Annotated in this window: 16 protein-coding genes; 6 read left to right on the top strand and 10 right to left on the bottom strand. The window is 57.0% G+C overall.

Annotated elements, in window-relative coordinates; translation table 11 throughout:
- Nucleotides 1–109: 109 nt before the first annotated feature.
- The 3 genes from CER19_RS28140 to CER19_RS28130 are packed head-to-tail and all read right to left on the bottom strand — an operon-like array spanning nt 110 to nt 5825.
- Nucleotides 110–1543: an efflux transporter outer membrane subunit gene (locus tag CER19_RS28140; RefSeq protein WP_116668761.1), complete on the bottom strand. Its 1434-nt coding sequence runs from the start codon at nt 1541–1543 to the stop codon at nt 110–112.
- Nucleotides 1540–4677: an efflux RND transporter permease subunit gene (locus CER19_RS28135; protein WP_116668760.1), complete on the bottom strand. Its 3138-nt coding sequence runs from the start codon at nt 4675–4677 to the stop codon at nt 1540–1542. The genes CER19_RS28140 and CER19_RS28135 overlap by 4 nt, the downstream gene beginning before the upstream one ends.
- Nucleotides 4678–4682: 5 nt before the next feature.
- Nucleotides 4683–5825, bottom strand: a complete 1143-nt coding sequence (locus CER19_RS28130; RefSeq protein WP_371921564.1) for an efflux RND transporter periplasmic adaptor subunit — start codon at nt 5823–5825, stop codon at nt 4683–4685.
- A gap of 219 nt (nt 5826–6044) precedes the next feature.
- Here CER19_RS28130 and CER19_RS28125 point away from each other — a divergent pair, with 219 nt between their 5' ends.
- Nucleotides 6045–6815 (top strand): IclR family transcriptional regulator, encoded by a 771-nt coding sequence (locus CER19_RS28125; RefSeq protein ID WP_116668759.1) that lies wholly within the window; start codon nt 6045–6047, stop codon nt 6813–6815.
- Between the two features lie 31 nt (nt 6816–6846).
- On the opposite strand, the gene CER19_RS28120 is transcribed toward CER19_RS28125, so the two are convergent.
- Nucleotides 6847–7809 carry a GlxA family transcriptional regulator gene (locus tag CER19_RS28120; RefSeq protein WP_116668758.1) on the bottom strand — a complete coding sequence of 321 codons (963 nt, stop codon included), beginning with the start codon at nt 7807–7809 and terminating at the stop codon, nt 6847–6849.
- Between the two features lie 111 nt (nt 7810–7920).
- Between CER19_RS28120 and CER19_RS28115 the strand changes: the two genes are divergently transcribed.
- From CER19_RS28115 to CER19_RS28105, 3 genes are all read left to right on the top strand, one after another.
- Nucleotides 7921–8271 (top strand): DUF3817 domain-containing protein, encoded by a 351-nt coding sequence (locus CER19_RS28115; protein ID WP_116668757.1) that lies wholly within the window; start codon nt 7921–7923, stop codon nt 8269–8271.
- Between the two features lie 408 nt (nt 8272–8679).
- Nucleotides 8680–11106, top strand: coding sequence for a heavy metal translocating P-type ATPase (locus tag CER19_RS28110; protein ID WP_116668756.1), 2427 nt, complete (start codon nt 8680–8682; stop codon nt 11104–11106).
- A gap of 154 nt (nt 11107–11260) precedes the next feature.
- Nucleotides 11261–12283, top strand: coding sequence for an AraC family transcriptional regulator (locus tag CER19_RS28105; protein WP_116668755.1), 1023 nt, complete (start codon nt 11261–11263; stop codon nt 12281–12283).
- 161 nt (nt 12284–12444) lie between these two features.
- On the opposite strand, the gene CER19_RS28100 is transcribed toward CER19_RS28105, so the two are convergent.
- From CER19_RS28100 to CER19_RS28075, 6 genes are all read right to left on the bottom strand, one after another.
- Nucleotides 12445–13146 (bottom strand): DJ-1/PfpI family protein, encoded by a 702-nt coding sequence (locus CER19_RS28100; protein ID WP_116668754.1) that lies wholly within the window; start codon nt 13144–13146, stop codon nt 12445–12447.
- 92 nt (nt 13147–13238) lie between these two features.
- Nucleotides 13239–13457, bottom strand: coding sequence for a hypothetical protein (locus CER19_RS28095; protein WP_116668793.1), 219 nt, complete (start codon nt 13455–13457; stop codon nt 13239–13241).
- 57 nt (nt 13458–13514) lie between these two features.
- Complete coding sequence (locus CER19_RS28090) at nt 13515–13874, bottom strand: Rieske 2Fe-2S domain-containing protein (RefSeq protein WP_116668753.1); 360 nt, start codon at nt 13872–13874, stop codon at nt 13515–13517.
- 241 nt (nt 13875–14115) lie between these two features.
- A complete protein-coding gene (locus CER19_RS28085) occupies nt 14116–15510 on the bottom strand; it encodes an aromatic acid/H+ symport family MFS transporter (protein ID WP_116668752.1) in 1395 nt (464 codons plus the stop codon).
- Nucleotides 15511–15979: 469 nt separating this feature from the next.
- Nucleotides 15980–16696: a nitroreductase gene (locus tag CER19_RS28080; protein ID WP_256660571.1), complete on the bottom strand. Its 717-nt coding sequence runs from the start codon at nt 16694–16696 to the stop codon at nt 15980–15982.
- A gap of 28 nt (nt 16697–16724) precedes the next feature.
- Complete coding sequence (locus CER19_RS28075; RefSeq protein WP_116668751.1) at nt 16725–17141, bottom strand: hypothetical protein; 417 nt, start codon at nt 17139–17141, stop codon at nt 16725–16727.
- A gap of 343 nt (nt 17142–17484) precedes the next feature.
- On the opposite strand from CER19_RS28075, the gene CER19_RS28070 reads away from it, so the two are divergent.
- Nucleotides 17485–18111, top strand: coding sequence for a response regulator transcription factor (locus CER19_RS28070; RefSeq protein WP_116668750.1), 627 nt, complete (start codon nt 17485–17487; stop codon nt 18109–18111).
- 10 nt (nt 18112–18121) lie between these two features.
- The gene (locus tag CER19_RS28065; RefSeq protein WP_256660570.1) at nt 18122–21331 is read left to right on the top strand and encodes an ATP-binding protein; all 3210 of its coding nucleotides are present in this window, start codon (nt 18122–18124) and stop codon (nt 21329–21331) included.
- Nucleotides 21332–21422 lie beyond the last annotated feature (91 nt).

The raw sequence follows: 21422 nt of genomic DNA, 5'->3' as shown, positions 1-21422 counted from the left end.
TTCCCAGCAGCATCACCACTGACTCGAGCAGGCGTTTCAGAAAAAAGGAGAGAAAACTCATGACGATCGTTGACGAGCCAGCCAACGCTGGCCCGTTTTTTTGACGTGACTATCGAGCGGAACTGATCAGTTGAGAGGGCTCCCAACCTCCGCCTAGCGCCTTGTATAGCTGGACTTGACTGTCCAGCTTAAGCAGTTGATCGCTCAACAGCCTTTGCTCGGCCGTGAATAACAGTCGCTGGGCATCAAGGAGGGTCAAATGACTGTCAACACCCGTTTCATAGCGCTGCTGCGCCAAATCGAAATAGGCGCGACTATCCATCACCAGATCACGCTGTGCCTGCAACTGCTTGCCAAAGGTGCCCTGCGCCGCCAAGCCATCGGCCACCTCGCGAAACGCGGTCTGGATGCTCTTTTCGTATTGGGCAACGCTGATGTCTTTCTGGATTTCGGCGTAATCCAGACTGGCGCGCAGCCGGCCCCCGTTGAAAATCGGCACGCTGATCTGCGGAGCAAAGCTCCAGCTGCCTTGGCCGCCATTGAGCAGGTCACCCAACTCACTGCTGGCAGAGCCGGCCGTCGCAGTTAAGCGAATCGAGGGAAAGAACGCAGCCCGAGCCGCGCCGATGTTGGCATTCGCCGCCAACAACAGATGCTCGGCCTGCAAGATATCCGGCCGATGGCGCAACAGTTCGGACGGCAACCCCACGGGGATGTCCGCCAGGACGACGCCCTCCAGCGGCGTGCCTTTGGGTAGGTCGTCAGGGATTTTGGCACCCAGCAGTAGCCGCAGGGCGTTGACGTCCTGGGCAACTTGGCGGGTGTACTGCAGCATTTGTGCCTTGGCGGTATCGACCTGAGTACGCGCCTGGCGTACATCCAATTCGGAAGACGTCCCCGCCTGATGCGCCTGGCTGGTCAGCGTCAGACTCGCGCTGTAGCTGTCCAAGGTTCTGGTGGTCAGCTCAAGCAACGCCTGGTCGGTACGCCACGTCAGATACGCACTCGCCACATCGGCGATCAAGCCGATACGGATGCTGTTCTGCGCCTGTGCGGTGGCCAGGTAATTTTCCAGAGCCGCCGCGTTGAGGCTACTGACGCGTCCAAATACATCCAGCTCATAAGAGGTGATGCCGACATTCAGTCCATATTGACTCTGAATACCGGCGCTCCCCGTACTCGACAGATCAGCCGGCAACCGCTGCCGGTTGCCGCTGCCATTCACATCCACAGAGGGAAACAGTGCCGAGCGCTGGATCCGGTATTGCGCACGATAAGCCTGGACATTCAGGGCCGCGACCCGCAGGTCCCGATTGTTCTCCAGGGCCACGGCAATCATCCGTCGCAGCCCGTCATCGCGGAAAAAGTCATTCCACAGTACCCGGGGTGCATTGGCCTCGATCACACCGGGCTGGGCATAGGCAGCGCCTTGCGGCCAGGTGTTCTCGGCAGGCACTTGCAGCCAGGTTTTTTGCGGAATCAGGCTGCACCCCGGCACGCCAATTCCGAGGCACACACAGAGCGTCAACGTTTTAAGTCTCATGCTTGCTCTCCCGACGGGACGTTATCCGGTTGTTTCTTTTTGCTCAACAGGCCGGTGACGAACGTGTAGAACAGGGGCACGAAAAAGATCGCCAGGAAGGTCGCCGCGAGCGTACCGCCCACCACGCCGGTGCCGATGGAGTGCTGGCTGCCGCTGCTCGCGCCGACAGCCCGGGCCAAGGGCAACACGCCCATAATGAATGCAATCGAGGTCATGATGATCGGCCGCAAGCGCAGGCGGGCAGCCTCCACGGCAGCTTCGACCAGCGTGCGTCCCTGGTGCTCATAAAGGTCTTTGGCAAACTCCACGATCAAGATCGCATTCTTCGCCGCCAAACCCATGGTGGTGAGCATCCCGACCTGAAAGAACACGTCGTTGGACAGCCCGCGCAGCAAGGTCGCACAGACAGCCCCGAGAATACCCAGCGGCACCACCAACAGCACCGACACCGGAATCGTCCAGCTCTCATACAGCGCGGCCAGGCACAGGAACACAATCAGCAATGAGAGGACATACAGCATTGGCCCCTGCGCACCCGCGTGTCGCTCCTCATAGGACAAACCGGTGTAGGACATACCGATGCCAGGCGGCAACTGCGCCGCGATGCGTTCAACCGCTGCCATGGCATCACCGGTGCTGTAGCCAGGGGCCGGTGTACCCAGGAGTTCGATGGCAGAGATACCCCCGTAGCGCTCCAGCTTCGGCGAACCATACACCCACTTGCCCGTGGCGAACGCCGAAAACGGCACCATTTCGCCCTGTGCGTTGCGTACGTACCACTTGTCGAAGTCTTCAGGCGCGATGCGTGAGTCCTGGTCGCCCTGCACATACACCCGCTTGACACGACCGCCGTCGATGAAGTCATTGACATAGGCCGAGCCCCAGGCGACCGACATCGTCTGGTTGATGTCGGCGATGGACACCTGCAGCGCCCGCGCCTGCTCATCATTGATGATGACCTGGTACTGCGCTTCATCATCCAGGCCGTTAGGCCGGGTCAGCATCAACGTCGGATCTTGTGCCGCCAACCCCAGGAACTGATTACGGGCAGCCATCAGGCCGGCATGACCGACATTGCCGTTATCCTGCAGGAACACGTTGAACCCGGTCGAGTTACCCATCTCCAGGATCGCAGGTGGCACTAGGGCAATCACGTTGGCGTCTTTGATTGCGCCGAACTTCGCGTTCAAACGCTTGGCGATAGCAAATACCGATAGCTCAGGCGATGTACGCTCGGCAAACGGCCGCAAGGCCACGAACACGATCCCGCTGCTCTGGCCGCGACCGGCAAAGTTGAAACCGTTCACGGTGAAGGCCGATGAAATACCAACGCCTTCGTCTTCCAACAGGAATTTACGCACCTGCCCCAGGACGTCTTCGGTCCGTTCTGCGCTGGCGTTCTGTGGCAGTTGCACCTGAACCGCCATGATGCCCTGGTCTTCGTCAGGCAAAAATGCCATTGGGATCTTGGTAAACAGCAACCCAGCTCCCACGGTCAATAACAGGTAAATACCCATGAAGCGCCAGCGCCGCGTGAGGATGCCTTTGACGCTGCGCTCATAGCGCAGTGTGTTTTTTTCGAACGTGCGGTTGAACCAGCCAAAGAAACCTTTTTTCTCGCGCGCGCCGGCTTTGTGCGGCTTGAGCAAGGTGGCACACAGCGCAGGGGTAAATATCAGGGCAACCAGCACCGAAAAGCTCATCGCGGCGATGATGGTGATCGAGAATTGCCGATAGATCACACCCGCAGAGCCACTGAAGAACGCCATCGGCATGAACACCGCCGAGATCACCAGGCCGATACCCACCAAGGCTCCGGAAATCTGGTCCATGGATTTGCGTGTCGCCTCTTTAGGCGATAACCCCTCCTCGGCCATGATCCGCTCGACGTTCTCCACCACCACGATGGCATCGTCCACCAGCAAACCAATGGCCAGCACCATAGCAAACATGGTCATCACGTTGACGGTGAAACCAAAGGCGAACAACACGCCGAATGTGGCCAGCAGCACCACCGGTACCGCCAACGAAGGAATCAGCGTGGCCCGAACGTTCTGCAAGAACAGGAACATCACCAGAAACACCAGCACGATCGCTTCAAACAGGGTGTAGATCACCGACTTGATCGAGGCTGCCACCACGGGCGAGGTGTCGTAGGGGAATACAATCTCGACCCCTTCCGGCAGGTAAGGCTTGAGCTCATCCGCGGTTTTCTTGACCGCCGCGACCGCATCCAACAGGTTGGCACCGGTGGCAAGGCGCAACGCAAGCCCCGAGGCAGGCTTACCGTTGAACTGGCTGGAAATGGAAAAGTTTTCCGCTTGAAGCCCCACTTCGGCCACATCTTTGATACGCACCTGCGAGCCGTCGGGATTGACCTTGAGCAGGATCTCGCGGAACTCGTCCACGGTGGTCATGCGCGTCTTGCCAATGATCGTGGCCGACAGCTCAATACCTTTACGTGCCGGCAAACCACCGAGCATCCCGGATGACACCTGGACGTTCTGCGCCGAAATCGCGCTCATGACGTCCTGGGGCACCAACTGATAGCTGTTCAACTTGCCGGGGTCGAGCCAGATACGCATGGCGTTCTGTGAACCCAAGACTAAAAAGTCACCGACCCCCTTGGTCCGTGAAATAGGGTCCTGCAGATTGGCGACAATCAGGTTGCCCATGTCGAAGTCCGACATTCGGCCATCGGTCGAGACCAGCCCCAGAATCAACATGAAGTTGACCTGATACTTCACCACCCGAATGCCTTGGCGCTGGACTTCTTCGGGCAACATGGGGGTAGCCAGTTGCAGCTTGTTCTGCACCTGCACCTGTGCGATGTCCGGGTCGGTACCCTGATCGAAGGTGACGATGATCTGCATGCTGCCATCGGTGTTGCTGGATGAGGAGATGTAGCGCAGGCCATCCAAACCATTGAGCTGCTGCTCGATCACCTGCACCACCGTGTCCTGCACGGTCTGTGCCGACGCCCCCGGGTAGGTCACAGTGATCTGCACGGCGGGTGGCGCAATATTCGGGTACTGGTTGACGGGCAGCGAAATTACCGCCAACGCGCCCCCCAACATGAGCATCAAGGCGATAACCCAGGCAAAGATCGGCCTGTCGATAAAGAAACGGGACATGGGTATCAGCTCCCTTCGCCGGTCGTGGCGCTGAAGTCGCTGATCAACTCAACGTTAGTGGCCGGACTGGCCTTGACCTTTGCTCCCGCGCGCAAGCGTTGCACCCCTTCGGTGACCACTTGCTCTCCAGCTTCGATCCCCTTGCCGACCAACCAGGCATTGCCCACGGTGCGCAAGGTTTGCAGCTCACGCAGCTCGACGGTCTCATCCGGCTTAATCACCCACGCCGTGGCGACACCCCGGCTGTCGCGAATAATGCCTTGCTGCGGCACCAGTTTGGCCGCCTCGCGCACGCCTTCCTTAAGTTGTGCATGGACGAACATGCCGGGCAGTAATTTACCGTTGGGGTTAGGAAACACCGCGCGCATAGTCACAGAGCCTGTGCCGGGATCAACGCTGACTTCGGAGAACTTCAACGCACCCGGCAATGGGTATGCACTGCCATCATCCAGGGTCAGGGTGACATGTGCCTGCCCCGCACCCGTGCTCTGCAAGCTGCCAGACTCCAGCGCACGCTCCAGTGCCAACATGCGAGTAATGGGTTGGGTCACATCGACATAGATGGGGTCCAGCTGGTTGACCGTCGCCAGTTCCGTGCCCTGCCCGTTCGTCACCAGTGCACCTTCAGTGATGTTGGAGCGCCCGATCCGCCCGCTGATCGGCGACAGCACCTTGGTGTACTGGACGTTGATGCTGGCGACCTGAACATCGGCCTTGGCCTGCTTCCACGCCGCTTGCGCGTCGTCATGCTGCTGGCGGCTGATGGCTTTGGTTTCCAGCAGGCTCGCGTAGCGTTTGGCCAGGTTTTGCGCGGTGTCCAGGTTGGCCTGCGCGCGGGCCAGGGTGGCCTGATAGGTCGCCGGATCAATCTGGTAGAGCTGCTGCCCTTCCTTGACCTGAGCACCTTCTTCAAACAGACGCTTTTGCAGAATGCCACTGACTTGCGGGCGTACCTGCGCAACGCGATAAGCCGAGGTTCGCCCAGGCAGATCAGTGGTCATGACCAAGGACTCGGCCTTGACCGTATAGACCCCAACCTCCACCGGAGCACTGGCGGTCGAAACCTGTTCGGATTGATTACAGCCCACCAGTAACGCGGTGGTGAGCGGAAGAATATGTACAGCACGCGACGGCCATCTGAGCTTCACCAGAAGCACTCCCCAGGAAGATGAAAAAAAAGATACGTGAACCACGATAAGGTTCAGTGTATCACTATACGATTCACCAAAATCAATCTGTACTTTTCAAAAACCCTTGGCGAACGCTCAAACATCACGCAATCACGTGCGCCAAATGTGGTGATCACCAGGACCAGAGGGCGCTATCGGGTAAGATGGGCGTTCGGCAAAAAGGCGAGCGAATACGACATGAGCGACGAGACACTCAAGCAGGAAAAAAATGGTGGCATTCAGGTCATTGCGCGGGCGGCCGCCATCATGCGTGCACTGGGAAACAACCCGAAGGGCTTGAGCCATGCGGCGATTGCGCAAGCCGTCGACCTGCCGCGCTCAACGGTGCAACGGATCATCACCGCCCTGGAAGAAGAACGCCTGGTTGAGTCGATCGGCCCGCAGGGCGGCTTTCGGCTGGGGACCGCACTGGGCTTGCTAATCAACCAGACCCAGACCGACATCATTTCGTCGGTTCAACCCTATCTGATCGAGCTTGGCCAGTTGTTGAACGAGTCGGTTACGTTGTCGTCCTTGATCGGCGACAAGGTGTATGTGATCGATAGAGTGGTGGCTGAACGGGAATTGCGCATTGTCTTTCCAATCGGTATCAACCCCCCCTCATTTGCAACGTCCAGCGGCAAGATACTCCTGGCCGAACTGTCACCTCAGGACCTCGAAGCGATCCTGCCAAAACAGCTGCCGGCGCTGACAAGCACCACGCTGAACAAAAAGGACCTGCTGGCAGAATTGGAACAGATCCGTGTCAGCGGCATCGCCCAGGAAACGGAAGAGTACATCGAAGGTATTTGCTCCTACGCGACCATCATCCGCACCTACCTGGGCAATTTCTCAATCACTGTCGTGGCACCGGCCTCGCGGGCAAAGGTGCATGCCGAACGTTTTCAAGCCGCGTTGCTCGAAACCAAAGACGCCATAGAACGTGTGATTGGCCGCCAACACGATTGAGCTACAACACCCGACTTGCCAGCCCGGGCTATCACGGCCGAGCGCTTGAAAAGGCGTTCCGATAAGCAACCGGGCTTGTGCCCAGCAGCCGTCGGAAGTGCTCTCGCAACGACGTCGAGGAGCCAAACCCGGTGCGCAGTGCCACCTGCTCCACGGACAAATGGGTGGTTTCCAGGATGTATTGCGCCCGTCGCACCCGCGCCTGTAGTAGCCACTGCAGCGGGGTAACACCCAGTTGTTCGCGGAAGCGGCGGCTCAGCGTTCGGGTGCTGACCGACGCCCTGCCCGCCAGTTGCTCAAGCGTCAAAGGCTGGTCCAGATGCTGCTCAACCCACGCTTGCAGGTGTTGCAGCATCCCGGTTGATTCGGGAGGCTGGTGAACGATGAACTGGGCCTGCCCCCCGGCACGTTCCAACGGCATGACCGCATGGCGCGCCACATCAGCCGCAATCTGAGCGCCATGGTCGCGCCGGATCATGTGCAGGCATAAATCCAGGCCAGCGGATGCACCGGCAGAGGTCAGTACCTGGCCGTTATCGATAAACAGAACGTTGGGGTCGACGGTGACATGTGGATATCGGCTGGCCAACAACGGCGCTGCGGACCAATGCGTGGTGACCCGCAACCCATCCAGCAACCCGCATTCCGCCAGGATGAACGCCCCCGTGCAGATCGAAGCCACCCGGGTGCCGGCTGCGGCGGCGTCACTCAATGCATCCAGCAGGTTGTTTGGCAGAAGTGCGGTGAAATCCAACGCGCCGGGCACAATGATCGTGTCGACATTGGCCAGCTCGCTCAACCCCCACCTCACACGCATGTCAAAGTGCGCGGACTTGATCATGCGCGAGGGGCCGCAGACCAACACCTCATAGACCAGCTCGCCAGTCTCGCGGCGGGCACGCCCAAACGCTTCCAGAGGTATGGTCAGGTCGAACGGCACCACGCCATCGAAAGCAAGCACAGCAATTTTATGCGCAGCAACGTGAATTGACATTTGGCTGTCCGATTTGGCTCGAATCCTTCGGTAATTGGCATTTTAGCCAATTGGCTCGGCACTGCAAGGTCGCCATACTCGACCGTCTACCCTTCATAGATACCCATCCCGATGACCGACTTACCTGTCCGCGCCTCTGATTCGCTACGGCCATTGCGGTATGCCGCCTGCGTAGAAGGCAGCAGCCTGCTCATCCTGCTGACCGTCGCCGTGCCGCTCAAACATTTCTTTGGGTACCCGGCGGCAGTGCAAGTCGTCGGTCCATTGCATGGCTTGGCATTCTTGACTTATTGCTGGCTGGCGATCAGCGTCGCCGCCAGCGAAAAATGGAAACCCACCAAACTGCTGGGCGCCCTTGCATTGGCCTTTATTCCGCTCGGTGGCTTTTTTGCGGCGCGGTTTCTATGGCGGCGCATTGACCAACTCCAACTTGAGCAAAGCCCTAGGAAATTTCCTACATAAGTTGGCTCATCCCCCCATGTATTTTCGCGGTTCCTCCTTTGAGTTATCTCATGGCCGCTCGCATCGATGTGCTCCACTTCGCGAAGCGGCTTTTTTACGCCTCTAACCTGCCTGCAGGAGATCATAGAAAGCCTTGTCAGTTACACCGACGCAATAACCCCATCCCGGTATCGCCAAGAGTTGAATCAACAGCCGACGATGAGCAGGGGAATTCCCTATTCAACCTGGCCCATTTCTCTCTTAGCGTTACAGCGTTCGCCCCGCCAGCGTTTTCCAAGCAGCCTTACCGGGGGACTTGCTGCTGGTATGGGTGAACTCCATCCATGGTGAAGCACCGTCCCTCAACGCGCAGCAGCGAGATGCCGCTGGCTTGGAGTGATGCGACCCGCCCGAGGACAGGAGACCGCAATGAGCACGCCAATTCCTTGCTACCACTGCACCCTGCCCGTGCCTGCCGGCAGCCCCTATACCGCTGTCGTCCTGGGCACAACCCGCGCGTTCTGTTGCGCGAGTTGTCAGGCCGTGGCCCAAGCCATTGCTGCCAATAATCTGGAGGGTTACTACGGCCACCGTAGTGAAGCCTCGACCAACCCCGAAACGTTGCCAAAGCAGTTGCCGGATGAGCAAGTGCTATACGACCGGGTAGATGTACAGCAACACTTCGTCCAGCATGAGGGCGAGCTGGCCACAACCCTCCTGATGATCGAAGGCATCAACTGCGCCGCTTGCGGCTGGCTGATCGAAAAACACCTGCGCGCTCTGCCGGCGGTGGCTGAAGCACGACTGAACTTGTCCAACCATCGCTTGAATGTGCGTTGGGATGACCAGCAGCTACCCCTGAGCCAGGTGCTTAACGAGATCAGACAGATCGGCTACGCCGCGTACCCCTATCAGGCCGATCATGCGTCCGAACAACTGGCCAGCGAAAATCGCCTGGCCCTGCGTCAGCTGGGTGTTGCCGGGCTGCTATGGTTCCAGGCAATGATGGCAACCATGGCGACCTGGCCGGAATTCAATTTGGATTTGAGCCCCGAGTTGCACACCATCTTGCGCTGGGTAGCGTTGTTTCTCACCACACCCATCGTTTTCTACAGCTGCGCGCCATTCTTCAAAGGCGCCCTGCGTGACCTGCGCACCCGCCACCTGACCATGGACGTCTCGGTGTCTCTGGCGATAGGCATCGCCTATATCGCCGGGATCTGGACTGCGATTACCGGAGTCGGCGAGTTGTACTTCGATGCCGTGGGCATGTTCGCCTTGTTCTTGCTTGCCGGACGCTACCTGGAACGCCGAGCCCGCGAGCGTACGGCGGCCGCCACCGCGCGACTGGTGAATCTGCTGCCGGCCTCGTGCCTGCGCCTGGACGCCGACGGCCAGAGCCAACGCATCCTGCTCAGCGAACTGCGCCTGGGCGATAAGGTACTGGTGCATCCCGGCGCCATCCTCCCGGCGGACGGCAAGATCCTCGAAGGCCAGTCGAGCATCGATGAATCCCTGCTCACCGGCGAATACCTGCCGCAACCGCGCAGCCCGGGCGACGTGGTTACCGCCGGCACCCTCAACGTCGATGGCACGCTGACCTTGCAAGTCCTGGCCCTGGGCCAGGACACTCGCCTGTCCGCGATCGTCCACCTGCTGGAGCGAGCCCAGACAGAAAAACCACGCCTGGCCGAAATCGCCGATCGCGCCGCCCAATGGTTCCTGCTGTTCTCGCTGATCGCTGCGGCCGCCATTGGCTTGCTCTGGTGGCAACTGGACGCCTCACGGGCCTTCTGGATCGTCCTGGCAATGCTCGTCGCCACCTGCCCCTGTGCGCTGTCCCTGGCCACACCGACCGCATTGACTGCCGCCACCGGCACCCTGCACAAACTCGGCCTGCTGCTGACTCGCGGCCATGTACTCGAAGGCTTGAATCAGATCGACACGGTGATTTTCGACAAGACCGGCACACTCACCGAGGGCCGCTTGACCTTGCGTGCGATTCACCCCTTGGGCGATCTCGACAGTCAGCAATGCCTGAGCCTGGCCGCAGCCCTGGAGAACCGCTCCGAACACCCCATCGCCCGAGCCTTCGGCCGTGCGGCGCTGGCTGCCGAACACGTGCTGAACATACCTGGGTTGGGTCTGGAGGGCCGGGTGGGCGAGCAACACCTGCGCATCGGCCAGCCAGCGTTCGTGTGTGACCTGAGCGCCTGTGCAGTCCCGCCAATGCCGGATGAAGCCGGCCAATGGCTGCTGCTGGGCGATAGCCAAGGGCCGCTGGCCTGGTTGGTCCTTGACGACCACCTGCGCAGCGACGCCCCCGCGCTGCTTGCCGCCTGCAAGGCGCGTGGCTGGACCACGCTGCTGCTGTCGGGCGACAGCTCGCCAATGGTTGCCAGCGTCGCCACCGAACTGGGTATTGACGAGGCCCGCGGCGGCCTGAGCCCGAATGACAAACTGCAAGTGCTGCAACAATTGCATCGCCAAGGCCGCAAAGTGCTGATGCTCGGCGACGGGGTCAACGATGTTCCGGTGCTGGCCGCTGCGGATATCAGCGTGGCCATGGGCTCGGCCACCGACCTGGCCAAGACCAGCGCCGACGCGGTGCTGCTGTCCAACCGCCTGGATGCGTTGGTGCAAGCCTTCAGCCTGGCACGGCGCACACGTCGGATAATCATTGAGAACCTGCTGTGGGGGGCGCTGTATAACGGCCTCATGCTACCGTTCGCCGCCCTGGGTTGGATCACGCCCATTTGGGCCGCAATCGGCATGTCCATCAGCTCGTTGACGGTAGTACTCAACGCCTTGCGCCTGACCCGGATGCCGCGCCAACGCTCCGCCTCAAACCCATGAAAAGGGCATGGAGCGAGCCTCCCTGCCCTACAGATAATGTGACCTTGATCTGGCTATATTTTTCATGCGTTGAAACGTCGATAGCGCCAGAACTTTTCGATGTGACATTTATAAGAAGACGCAACATCTTCTCTTGCTGCCGTGAGCGTCATTGATGAACAGCTACTTCCAGACACTCGATTTATCCCCCATGTACCGCAACCTGGTCTTTCAGTCGCGCAGTGCGGCGGACTTTCAGGCGTACCTGCGTCAGGCACTCAGCAATCACGTAATGCGCTGGGGGCCTGGTGAAGTGGACTCCGCGCTGTACAGCATCGATACCCGGCACCTGAGGCTGATGATTCTTCGCTATGGGCCGGCCGTTGAGATCCGGCCCGATCCGTGCGATGGTTTCATTCTGGTCCAGGTACCCTTGCGGGGACGCTCGGTCATCAAAAGTGACGGGGCAACCACCTCCATAGGCCCTGGTCAGGTCGCCGTTCTTGCACCGCGACGGGAAATCAGCTTTCGCTGGAGCGAAAACTGCGAGCAACTCATTCTGCGGGTGCCGTCCGCTTTTGCCAGAGATGCTGCTTCGCGGCTTCATACACCGCTTACGGAACTGAACGAGGGGGTAGATCTGGAGCCCGTGGTACTGCTGGACAGTCACGTGGCTGCGCAATGGTGCAGCCTTGTTCAGTCGCTCGTCGACCAGATAAACCCAGGGCACGGCGACGGTTTCGGCCATTGCCACCCCGCCTGGCTGGAGTATCTGGAGATTGGGTTGGCCCTGCTCCTTTTAACCCATACACACAAACAGCCTGACACGCCGGCGAGCCATGCGTCACAGCCTCCGTCAACGAAGCGCTCGGCACTCGACGCGGCGCGCCAGTACAGCCTTGCTCATTTGTGGGCGCCAATCTCACTGCAAGACCTGGCTCGCGCAGCCGGAATCAGTTCACGCACACTGCACACCTTCTGCAAAAAGGAGTTCGGCGTAGGCCCCATGGCCTGGCTACGCAATATCCGCCTGGACGAAGCCCGCCGCAAAATTATCGCCCACTCGCCCAACAGCATTACCGACATCGCGCTGGCGGTTGGTTTCGGGCCTCTGGGTCGGTTTTCGGCGTACTACAAGGATAGGTTCGGCGAGCTGCCAAGCACCACGTCGGCATTGCACAAGTGTGCAACGCCTTAGCTTCCACACAAACCACGCCGGAACTTATCAGGCAACGACTGCGACGGCCTCGATCTCGAACAATATGCCATCGAGTGCCAGACGCGGCCCCCCCCTCCTCACTATTTATTAATAGGGGATCTGAGCCAAATAAAGCACTTGATGCTGGCTCGCACTCGTATTCAGATGGCGTGGAGCAGTCGCTTGTTTCTACGGCATACTTCATTCGTCGCAGCCGCAATCCCATCCGTGATTGGCGCGAGATGAGGCAGCAGCATGGAGAGTATCTCGTCGTCGGCCTGCTCCGGTGTACCCGATGTAAAAGGTGGGGCTGGATCGTACTCAAGAAACAGCGTCATGCCCTTGGCAACATCTTCGCCAATCAATGTCGCCACGACCTTCAGGCCGAAATCGATACCCGAAGTAATCCCGCCGCCCGTGATCCGATTACCGTCAAAGACGACACGTTCCTTGACCACTATTGCACCCAGCCTGCCAAGCTCATCACGCGCTGACCAATGAGTCGTCGCCTTGACGCCCGTCAGAAGTCCGGCTGCGGCCAGGATCAGTGACCCGGTACACACCGATGTGATGTAGCGGCTGGAGCGGCCTTTTTCCCGGATGAAAGACAGTATCTCGGCGTCCCGCATCATGCGACCGGTACCCGCGCCACCCGGTACAAACACGATATCGAGATCGCTGGGGCAGTCGGCCAGTGTGCAATTGGGGTTGATCGACAGGTTTGTGTCGGTTTGTACGGGCTCTAGTGTCTTCCAGACGAGATAGATGTCGGCAAACTTGCTGAATACCGTTTCCGGTCCCAGCAAGTCCAGCAATGTCATATCTGGATAGCACAGCATTGCGATCTTTAGCTTGGTATTCATGAGCCAGCTTTCCTTTAGGTTGGATGTCTTTCGTCATCGATCCAATAGGTAACATCGCCGGTCCTTTGGCACATGGATGATCTGTAAGGGACTTACTTGGTCGTCGATTTGCTTATTTTACGAAGGAGCATGAACACACCCATGAAGGCACTGATCAAACCGCTTATAAGTCCGGTAATGGCATGCCCTATCGAGTTCTCCAGGGAAGAGAGAGGCAGCGGTGAATTCTGATTCACCAAAAAAGATATGACGGCCGAAATGATTCCGCCGATCAAACCTGCAATAAGCGATTCTTTCAGAATGACGTTCATGAAGGCGTTCCCTTTTACGATTTTCAAGAAGGTAATCATTCACGGGGGCGAGAGGTTCTAAACGTTCGGAACTACTCCTGGCGTGAACAGGCGAACCGTCGCAAAGGGTGACGATCGAACTCGCCGCGCCTCCCAACCATCACCCTCGGCAACCAGGTTCGCTCCGCGATGCGGGCAGCGGTAATAGAGCCCGCTGATCTTCTGGTCATTGACCCGCACCATGATGACTTTGTGGTCGCCAAGCTGGGTGGCGTGATAGTCGCCGGCCTTCGGCACCTGGCTTTCACGGCCCACATGGACCCGGGCCTGTCCGTAGGCTCTCTGCATTTCCAGGGACAAGATCTCGGGGTCGGTATAGACACGCTTGTGAACGTCATCTGGACGTACAAGCTGCCTCAATTCATCCGTGCTGATCATGGAGGGAACCTCTAGTGACTGGCTGATCGAAAGACCGCTTGAAGCACATTGCGGGCTACGATTTTGCCGCCTCCCATAACGATCAAATAGCCAGGAATCGCAAAGCACTATCCGTATTTCCCTGCTGAACAGTAAGGGGCCGGCGAACACACCTTCCGAACTCCAGCATTAAGGACTTTTTTGCCAGCAATCTTAAATCTTCAATGCAAGTGATCGGTGTCGTCATTACGTGTTTTCTCACTTAAGGAGCCTTCGCCGTTGACGCTGACAAATCAAGCGTCACATTCGCACCGTCAGAGCGCTCCGAATCTGCCGAGGGCACTGGCGCTGGCAGACGCACCTGAATGACCAACCAGGCGGCAATGACTGCAGGAATCGCGCAGTAGAAGAAAATCTGCGGCACTGGAATATGCATCGCCAACAACATGGCGCCGAACAGCGGACCCAAGATTGAACCAAAGCGACCAATACCCAGCGCCCAGCCTGCTCCGGTGGCACGTACGTGGGACGGATAGAAGTTGTTGGTAAAAGCGTTGAGCGCCAGTTGACCGCCAATGATGAAAAAACCAGCGACGAAAGCCAAGCCCCACAGGTAACGCGGGTTTTCATGGTGCAGGCCGAGCATAATGGTGCATACCGCACCACTGACAAACACGGCCGAGAACAGACGCACCTTGTGTTGCAAGCGATCGGCGAGCCAAGCCAGACAGACCGCCCCGAAGGTACCGGCGAACAGGAATACCGAAGTCACCAGGTTTGCCTCACTCAACTTCATGCCACTCTCAAGCAACAGTGAAGGTAACCAACTGATCATGAAATACACCAGAATCAGGCTAACGAAAAATGTTGACCAGATCAGCAGAGTCGGACGCGCATAACCATGCCGAAACAACTCAATCACCGTGAGCCTACTGCCTTGTTCTGGCTCATTTTGCGCAACTGATGCGACCGGAGGCTGCCAGTCCGGCACTAAACGCGCAGTGATTTTGCGTAGACGTATATAAGGTGGCTGGTCACGCAACAGACGTGGCAGCGACTCGGGGAGGTATTTGAGCAGAAAAGGTAACAGCAACACAGGCGCTAACGCTCCGGCAATAAACACCGAATGCCAACCAAAGCTGCTAATGAAGCCAGCGGCGACAAAACCACCCGCCGCACCACCAAAGGAGAACCCACAGGCTGCCATCGTCACCATCATGGTGCGCAGGCGAGGCGGAGAATAATCAGACATCAACGCCATCGCGCAGGGCATCGCCCCGCCCATGCCGATACCACAGATAAAACGTGCGACCATCAGGCTGCTCAGCGAATTGACGAATACCGTCAACGCCGTGAGGGTCGCGTAGATCACCACGCTGGCCAGCAGAATTCGCCGCACGCCAAACCGATCTGCCAGTGGCGTTATCGCTAGCGCCCCCACGGTCAGTCCCAACAAGTTGGCACTGAACACTGGCCCGAACGCCGCTTTCTCCACCCCCCACTCCTGAGCCAACACCGGTACCACATAAGCCAGCACGTGGGCGTCGTAGCCGTCAGTCACCATCAACAATGTGAGAAGTAAAAGAATCCACCACTGGTAAGACGACACGGGACGGGCGTCGAGCGCCACGCGAAAACTGTCAATCTGATTATGCATTGCCGGTACTCATTTGTTTTTATGGTTATGAGGAGAAATCACCAGTCTTGTGCACGTTTTTATCGGGCGTTTTAAACCCAGGCTCTTAGAATGGTCCTCTGATGAACGGTAAGGGGCGACCAAGCGGAATCATGTAGGAAATTTCCGAGCCGGCTTCTGGGTGACCCGCATTTACAAGCAGTCCTGGCGCATGGACTGGCGCGATCAAGAAGACGTGGAATACCGAGGTAGCTTGCGGCCGGAGGATATGCCACTAAAGGCCTGCCCACAGCGCAGACCGGGCAACGCTCAGGTTCTGGGAGCTCTGTGCTGTCTGTGGCATCCCGCGTGCTGGTTACTTCCAGTCACCCGGGATGAGCAGTACAGCGCCGTTGAACGCAGAAAATTTTCTACATGATCTCGCCATTACATTTCATGTTTTTTAAATCTGCGTCACATACCCACTGAAAGAGTTGAAAAATACGATTCCTCAGCGATGGAAGGTAACGCTGTCGGTGATTGGCGCACGATCAGTAGGTGCCTGATTGCCGGGTGCACTCTCATCCGGGTAACCAAACGACATTCCAAACAGCATTTTCATTTCGTCAGAAATGCCGAGCACCTCCCTGATCGACTTTGCGAAAAAACCGAGGGAGGTTTGCGGGATACCGCCTAAGCCCCGAGCAGCAAGCGATAAGAGAAAGGTTTGACCATACATACCAATATCTCCGGCCGTCCGGACACTGTCACCAAAAACCGGCATAAATAAAAAGACCGCCTGGGGTGCGTTGAAAAAGGAAAAATTCAAGGCTGTTGCTTGACGGTGCCTCGCCTCATCCTCGCGCGGGATGTTCATCGCCTCGTAATAGGCTTTGCCCTGCGCGTTCTTGCGATCCGCATAAATGCCGTAGAAAGCGTCCATATCGAATGAAAAGTCAGGAGTGAATTCGCCAGCTGCATTTTTCGCGTGAAGAACCTGCGACAGCTCTACTAATTTCTGGCCACTGACTATATGCACGTTCCACGGCTGGGTATTGCAGTTGGAAGGCGCGCACTGGGCGTCTTTCAGAACCTCTTGAAGGATGTGATCAGGTACAGGGGTGTTTAAAAAACCACGGAAGGACCGTCGGCTCCGTGCTGTTTTTTGAAACGGTAACGTGTCATCCATCGGCGTTGCGTCATCCAAACCAGCCATTGCAAGCGTCATAACTTCCTCTTGATCAAATATAAGAATTTCAGGCGCCCAGTGGTAAATTGAGCAATGAGCCATTGCGACCACATCCTATCAACGCATAAAGCTCCAACGGACGCAGAGGTGTTTGCAGAACCCCTCGAAGGGGAATGTCATGAGCTTTCGCCCAGAGAATCAGGTTTTGACGCTGTTGAGAATTTACGTCGGCAATCGCAACAACCGATAAGATCGCGCGGTATCGGGTAAACAATTTCAAATTCTCTGCGTCGTTAGGCAGGTCAAATGCGTCATACACCAAGTATTCAAAGTGCTTGCCCGCTTCCAGAGCATCGACCACCTCACTGACGTTGTTGCACAAGCAGAGCAAGAAATACCCCAGATGATTGAGCGTGCGGGCATAGGCAAAAAGCGTGCTGGGATTCTTGCTGACGATAAGAATTCTCCCCGATCCGGTGTGCACTGCTCGCTCCTCGAAAAACGCCAAAGTATCCCGTTGTCGTCGATGGGCCTACGGGATAAATCTCGGCATTTCCTTGGTTTTTCTTGGATTTCAAAAAAGCGTACTACTCACAACAGAAGCAAGATCTTTCTCGATTTCCAGCAAGAAATTTCGCCCCTCTGTTGAGCGCAAAACCTGGAGCTGAGCGCATACCGGGTCTGCAATAATGGCTCACTAAGATAAACAGACTGTTGACGTAAAAAATTCAACCATACTCAACCAGGTCAGTGCCGAGTCGCATGGAAATAGCGCGGTGTACTCCTGAATCCCCCTTCTGCATTCCATAAGGCTAAGCAACTGAAAAATGAGAAAAAAAGTACTGATCGTCGATGATCACCCAATGGTCCGTCACGGTATTCGCGTAGCCCTTGAGTCCATCGGATTCGAGATAATAGGCGAGACCTCCGATGGAGCCGACGCCGTCCAATTGATCGAGTCGTTGAAGCCAAACGTGGTAATTCTCGACATTGGCCTCGAAAAAGTGGACGGCCTGACGATATTGAAACGTATCGTGCGGGAAAAACTTGAAACCCGAGTGCTCGTCTACACATCACAGACCAAAGATACCTTTGCCAGCCGTTGCTTTCAGGCCGGTGCCAGCGGGTTTGTCAGCAAGAGCGAGCCCATGGTCCAACTGCTCAAGGCGATCGAAACGGTCGCTGACGGCTATGTGCTCTTTCCAAGGGATGTCATGCCTTTTTTTTCAGGGACCTCTGTAGCAGGGGAAACTGGCGCCTTGGAAAATCTTACAGATCGCGAAATGCATGTGATGCGGTTGCTGGCTGAAGGTTTTTCCAACCGCGATATTGCGCAGAAACTCAACCTCAGTACCAAAACGATCAGCGGCCATAAAATCAACATTCTCATGAAGTTAAACGTCACCTCGGTAGTGGAGTTGGCTAACATCGCCAAACAACATAACCTCATCTGAGCCTGAGTTCGTGAAGACGATATTTCCCCAAATTAGTGCCCTCCTCTTTGTGCTGATGTTCGGGATTTACAGTCAGGTTCTTGCCGAAACCGGTGACCTTCAGCCTAAGGCGCGACAAACGCTTAACGCCGTGAAAATCCAGCTCAACGAGCAAGAGCGGGCCTGGCTCAAGCACAAGCAAGCATTGATCGTCGGCGTGAGCACTGAATCCTTGCCGCCCTACCGGATCATCAACGACCACTCGAGTTTTGAAGGACTTACAGCGGATTATCTCGTGGCACTGCAGCGTGAGTTGGGAGTGTCTATCGAGGTCAGGCCGTTCGACTCGAGTAAGGAAATCTTTTCCGCGCTGCGCGAGGGGAAAATCGACCTGGTTGCGTACGCGACAATTCTGAATACCAAGAGTACCGATGCGCTTTTGACGCCCCCCTATGCAGTGACACACCTGACCCTTTTTACCGAAAATGGCGACCGTAACGAAAACAACGCCCTGGGTTCCGACCTGAAAATCGCTGTGGCCAATGATATTGCTCTTGCACTGTACAAAAGCAGCGGAGGACAAGGCACATTCACTTCATACCCTTCATCGTTGGCAGCAATGACGTCAGTGCTGACGGGCACTAATGACGCCTACCTTGGCGATCCTGCCTCCACCTACTCTCTATCCAGCCAGTTGTTCAGCACGAGAGTAGGCGTCAGCCAGCGCACACCGCAGCCAGAGATCAAAATCGGCTTTGCGATTGCCCCCGATAACCAGATGCTGGCTGGCCTGTTCGAACGCGCACTAGGCGGGTTAACGCGCTGCCAACTGGCTGACGCCCAATATTTCTGGGGTGATAACCAGCGATGTGATGGGTACGATTTTCGCGCCCGTCTTACCGATTCCGAGCGCACTTGGCTGGACACCACCCAGACTGTGAAATTGGCAATCAGCGAGGATTTGGCACCCTACGCCTTTTTCGACAGCGATGGTCGTTTGAACGGAATTGCCTCTGACTTGCTGGAAATTATTCGCCGCAAATCAGGCATTCAGTTCCAGATCATCCGTGTGAGCTCATTGGGTGAGGTTGATGCCCTGCTGGCGAATGGCGAGGCAGACCTCGGCATTCTCACAGAGGCCAGTCACGCACCTTTGCGGTACCTGCGCAGCCGCCCGGCGGGGGCTAATGCTTACCTTTTTGCCACGCGCAAGGACCACCAGACAGTCCTGAATGACCAAAGCATGGCAACAGTGGCTGTGGCGAAAGGCTATCTTTTGTCCCCGATCCTCGCCCGACAATACCCCCATGTACGTATCCAGGAAACCGACACATTGGGTGAAGCCTTCAAGCTTGCTCGTGATGGCGACGTGGATATCGTCCTCGCTCCCGCGAGCGTCATACGCTACTACCTTTCGTACAAATTCGAGAGCAGCCTGAAAGTTGGAGGCATTGTTAATATTCCCAACGCTAGCGTTGTGTTTGCTACTTCCGAACATCATTCACAGCTGATTTCTATAGTCGATAGAGTGATGGCTGAAATCCCCCCGCGGGAGTTCGTGCAGATTCACGGTCGCTGGCGTGCCAACTCGGCAACTGATGAAAAATACTGGGAGGGGATAGCCGCTTACATCTGGCGATCGTTTGAAATTCTGGGCGCACTGCTACTGATCGCCGGGTTGTGGATCGTGACGCAGCGCCGCCGCATTCTGCACAAACGCCAGGACTTGAAGCAACGGCAGATATTGCTGGATGAACTGCAGGTAGCCAAGGAAGCGGCTGAGACGGCCAGCCGAAGTAAATCAGTGTTCCTGGCCACCATGAGCCATGAAATTCGCACGCCTCTCAATGCGATCATTGGCATGCTGGAACTGGTGCTTACTCGCAAAAACAAAGCCGAGTTAAACACACAGTCCGTACACATCGCGTACGAGTCAGCTACCGGTTTGCTGGCCCTCATTGGTGACATTCTCGACATATCGCGGATTGAATCTGGAAAAATCAGCTTAGTTCCAGAGCCTAACCGGATCAAAACGCTTCTGGAGTCGACAAGCCATGTGTTCTCAGGCTTGGCGCGGCAGAAGCAGTTACATCTGCGGCTGGATATCGCCCCGCTGTCGGCGGAATTGGTTTGGGTCGACGGGCTGAAAATCAAGCAAATCTTGTCCAATCTTTTAAGCAACGCAATCAAGTTCACTGAGCGTGGAAGTGTCGAGGTTCGCTGCCAGGTAAACCCAACGAGCGATACACGCCTGCACTTTCAGATCAGCGTTACCGATACCGGCGCAGGCATTCCTGCCGAGCAAATCGATCAAATTTTCAAACCATTCTTTGTGACGAACGCGGCCGTCAGCGACCCTAATGCCGGCGCAGGCCTGGGCCTGGCAATTTGCAAGGAAATCAGCGAATTAATGGGCGCAAGCCTGGAAGCCCAAAGCACCCCGGGGGCCGGGACCCGCATAACGTTCAGTGTCGAACTCGAGCGCGTCAGCTCAGAGCGCGCAGTCTGTGAAGACAATGCCTGCAAGCCCGTGAAAGCCGACAGTGATGAGCCACTGACCGTGTTGATCATCGAAGATCATCTACCTAGCCAGTATTTGCTCTACCAGCAGATCTCCTATCTGGGGCACCGCGCGCTGACCGCCAGTAACGGCCTGGAAGGCTTGGCAATGTGGCAAGAGCACGCTGTCGATGTTGTGATCACCGACAGTAACATGCCAGAGCTGAGCGGCCACGAGATGACCAGAAACATCCGCGCAATGGAGCAAGCTCAAGGTATCCGCCCATGTTTGATCATTGGGCTGACGGCCGACGCCCAGCCCGAAGCGCATGAGCGCGCTCTGGCCTCGGGTATGGATCACTCACTGGCCAAGCCGATCACGCTGGCTGTGCTGAACCGCTGGATTCCCATGCTCGACATCGACGCCGAGAACCTCAACCAAGCCTCCTCAGCGATGAACAACATCCGCCAAGACTTGTCCGAGCAGGTGGCCGCGAGTAATACCGATGAATCCCTGGCCTTGAAGCAGGCCCTTGATACAGGGGACCTGGCTCAAATCAAACGCATCTCACACAAGCTCAAGGGCACGGCATACATGCTCAATCACGCAAGGCTGCTCGACCACTGCAATGAGGTCGAAGACATCTGCGCTGAAGGCGTGATATCCGATGAAACCGTCGAGGCTGTGACGGAGCTGATCCAGCTACTGGAAACAATCAGTCAGTCGCTGCGACCGGAATGACCACCCGTCAACCACCAAGAAACATCTCGGTAAAACTCAAGAAAAAGCGCGCCCACACCACAGATGCTTCCTTAGCAATGCCAAAGAGAAT

The sequence above is a fragment of the Pseudomonas sp. GL93 genome, assembly GCF_003408955.1.
In the GTDB taxonomy this organism is placed as follows: Bacteria; Pseudomonadota; Gammaproteobacteria; order Pseudomonadales; family Pseudomonadaceae; genus Aquipseudomonas; species Aquipseudomonas paracarnis.
This window is presented reverse-complemented; position numbering and strand designations above follow the sequence as displayed.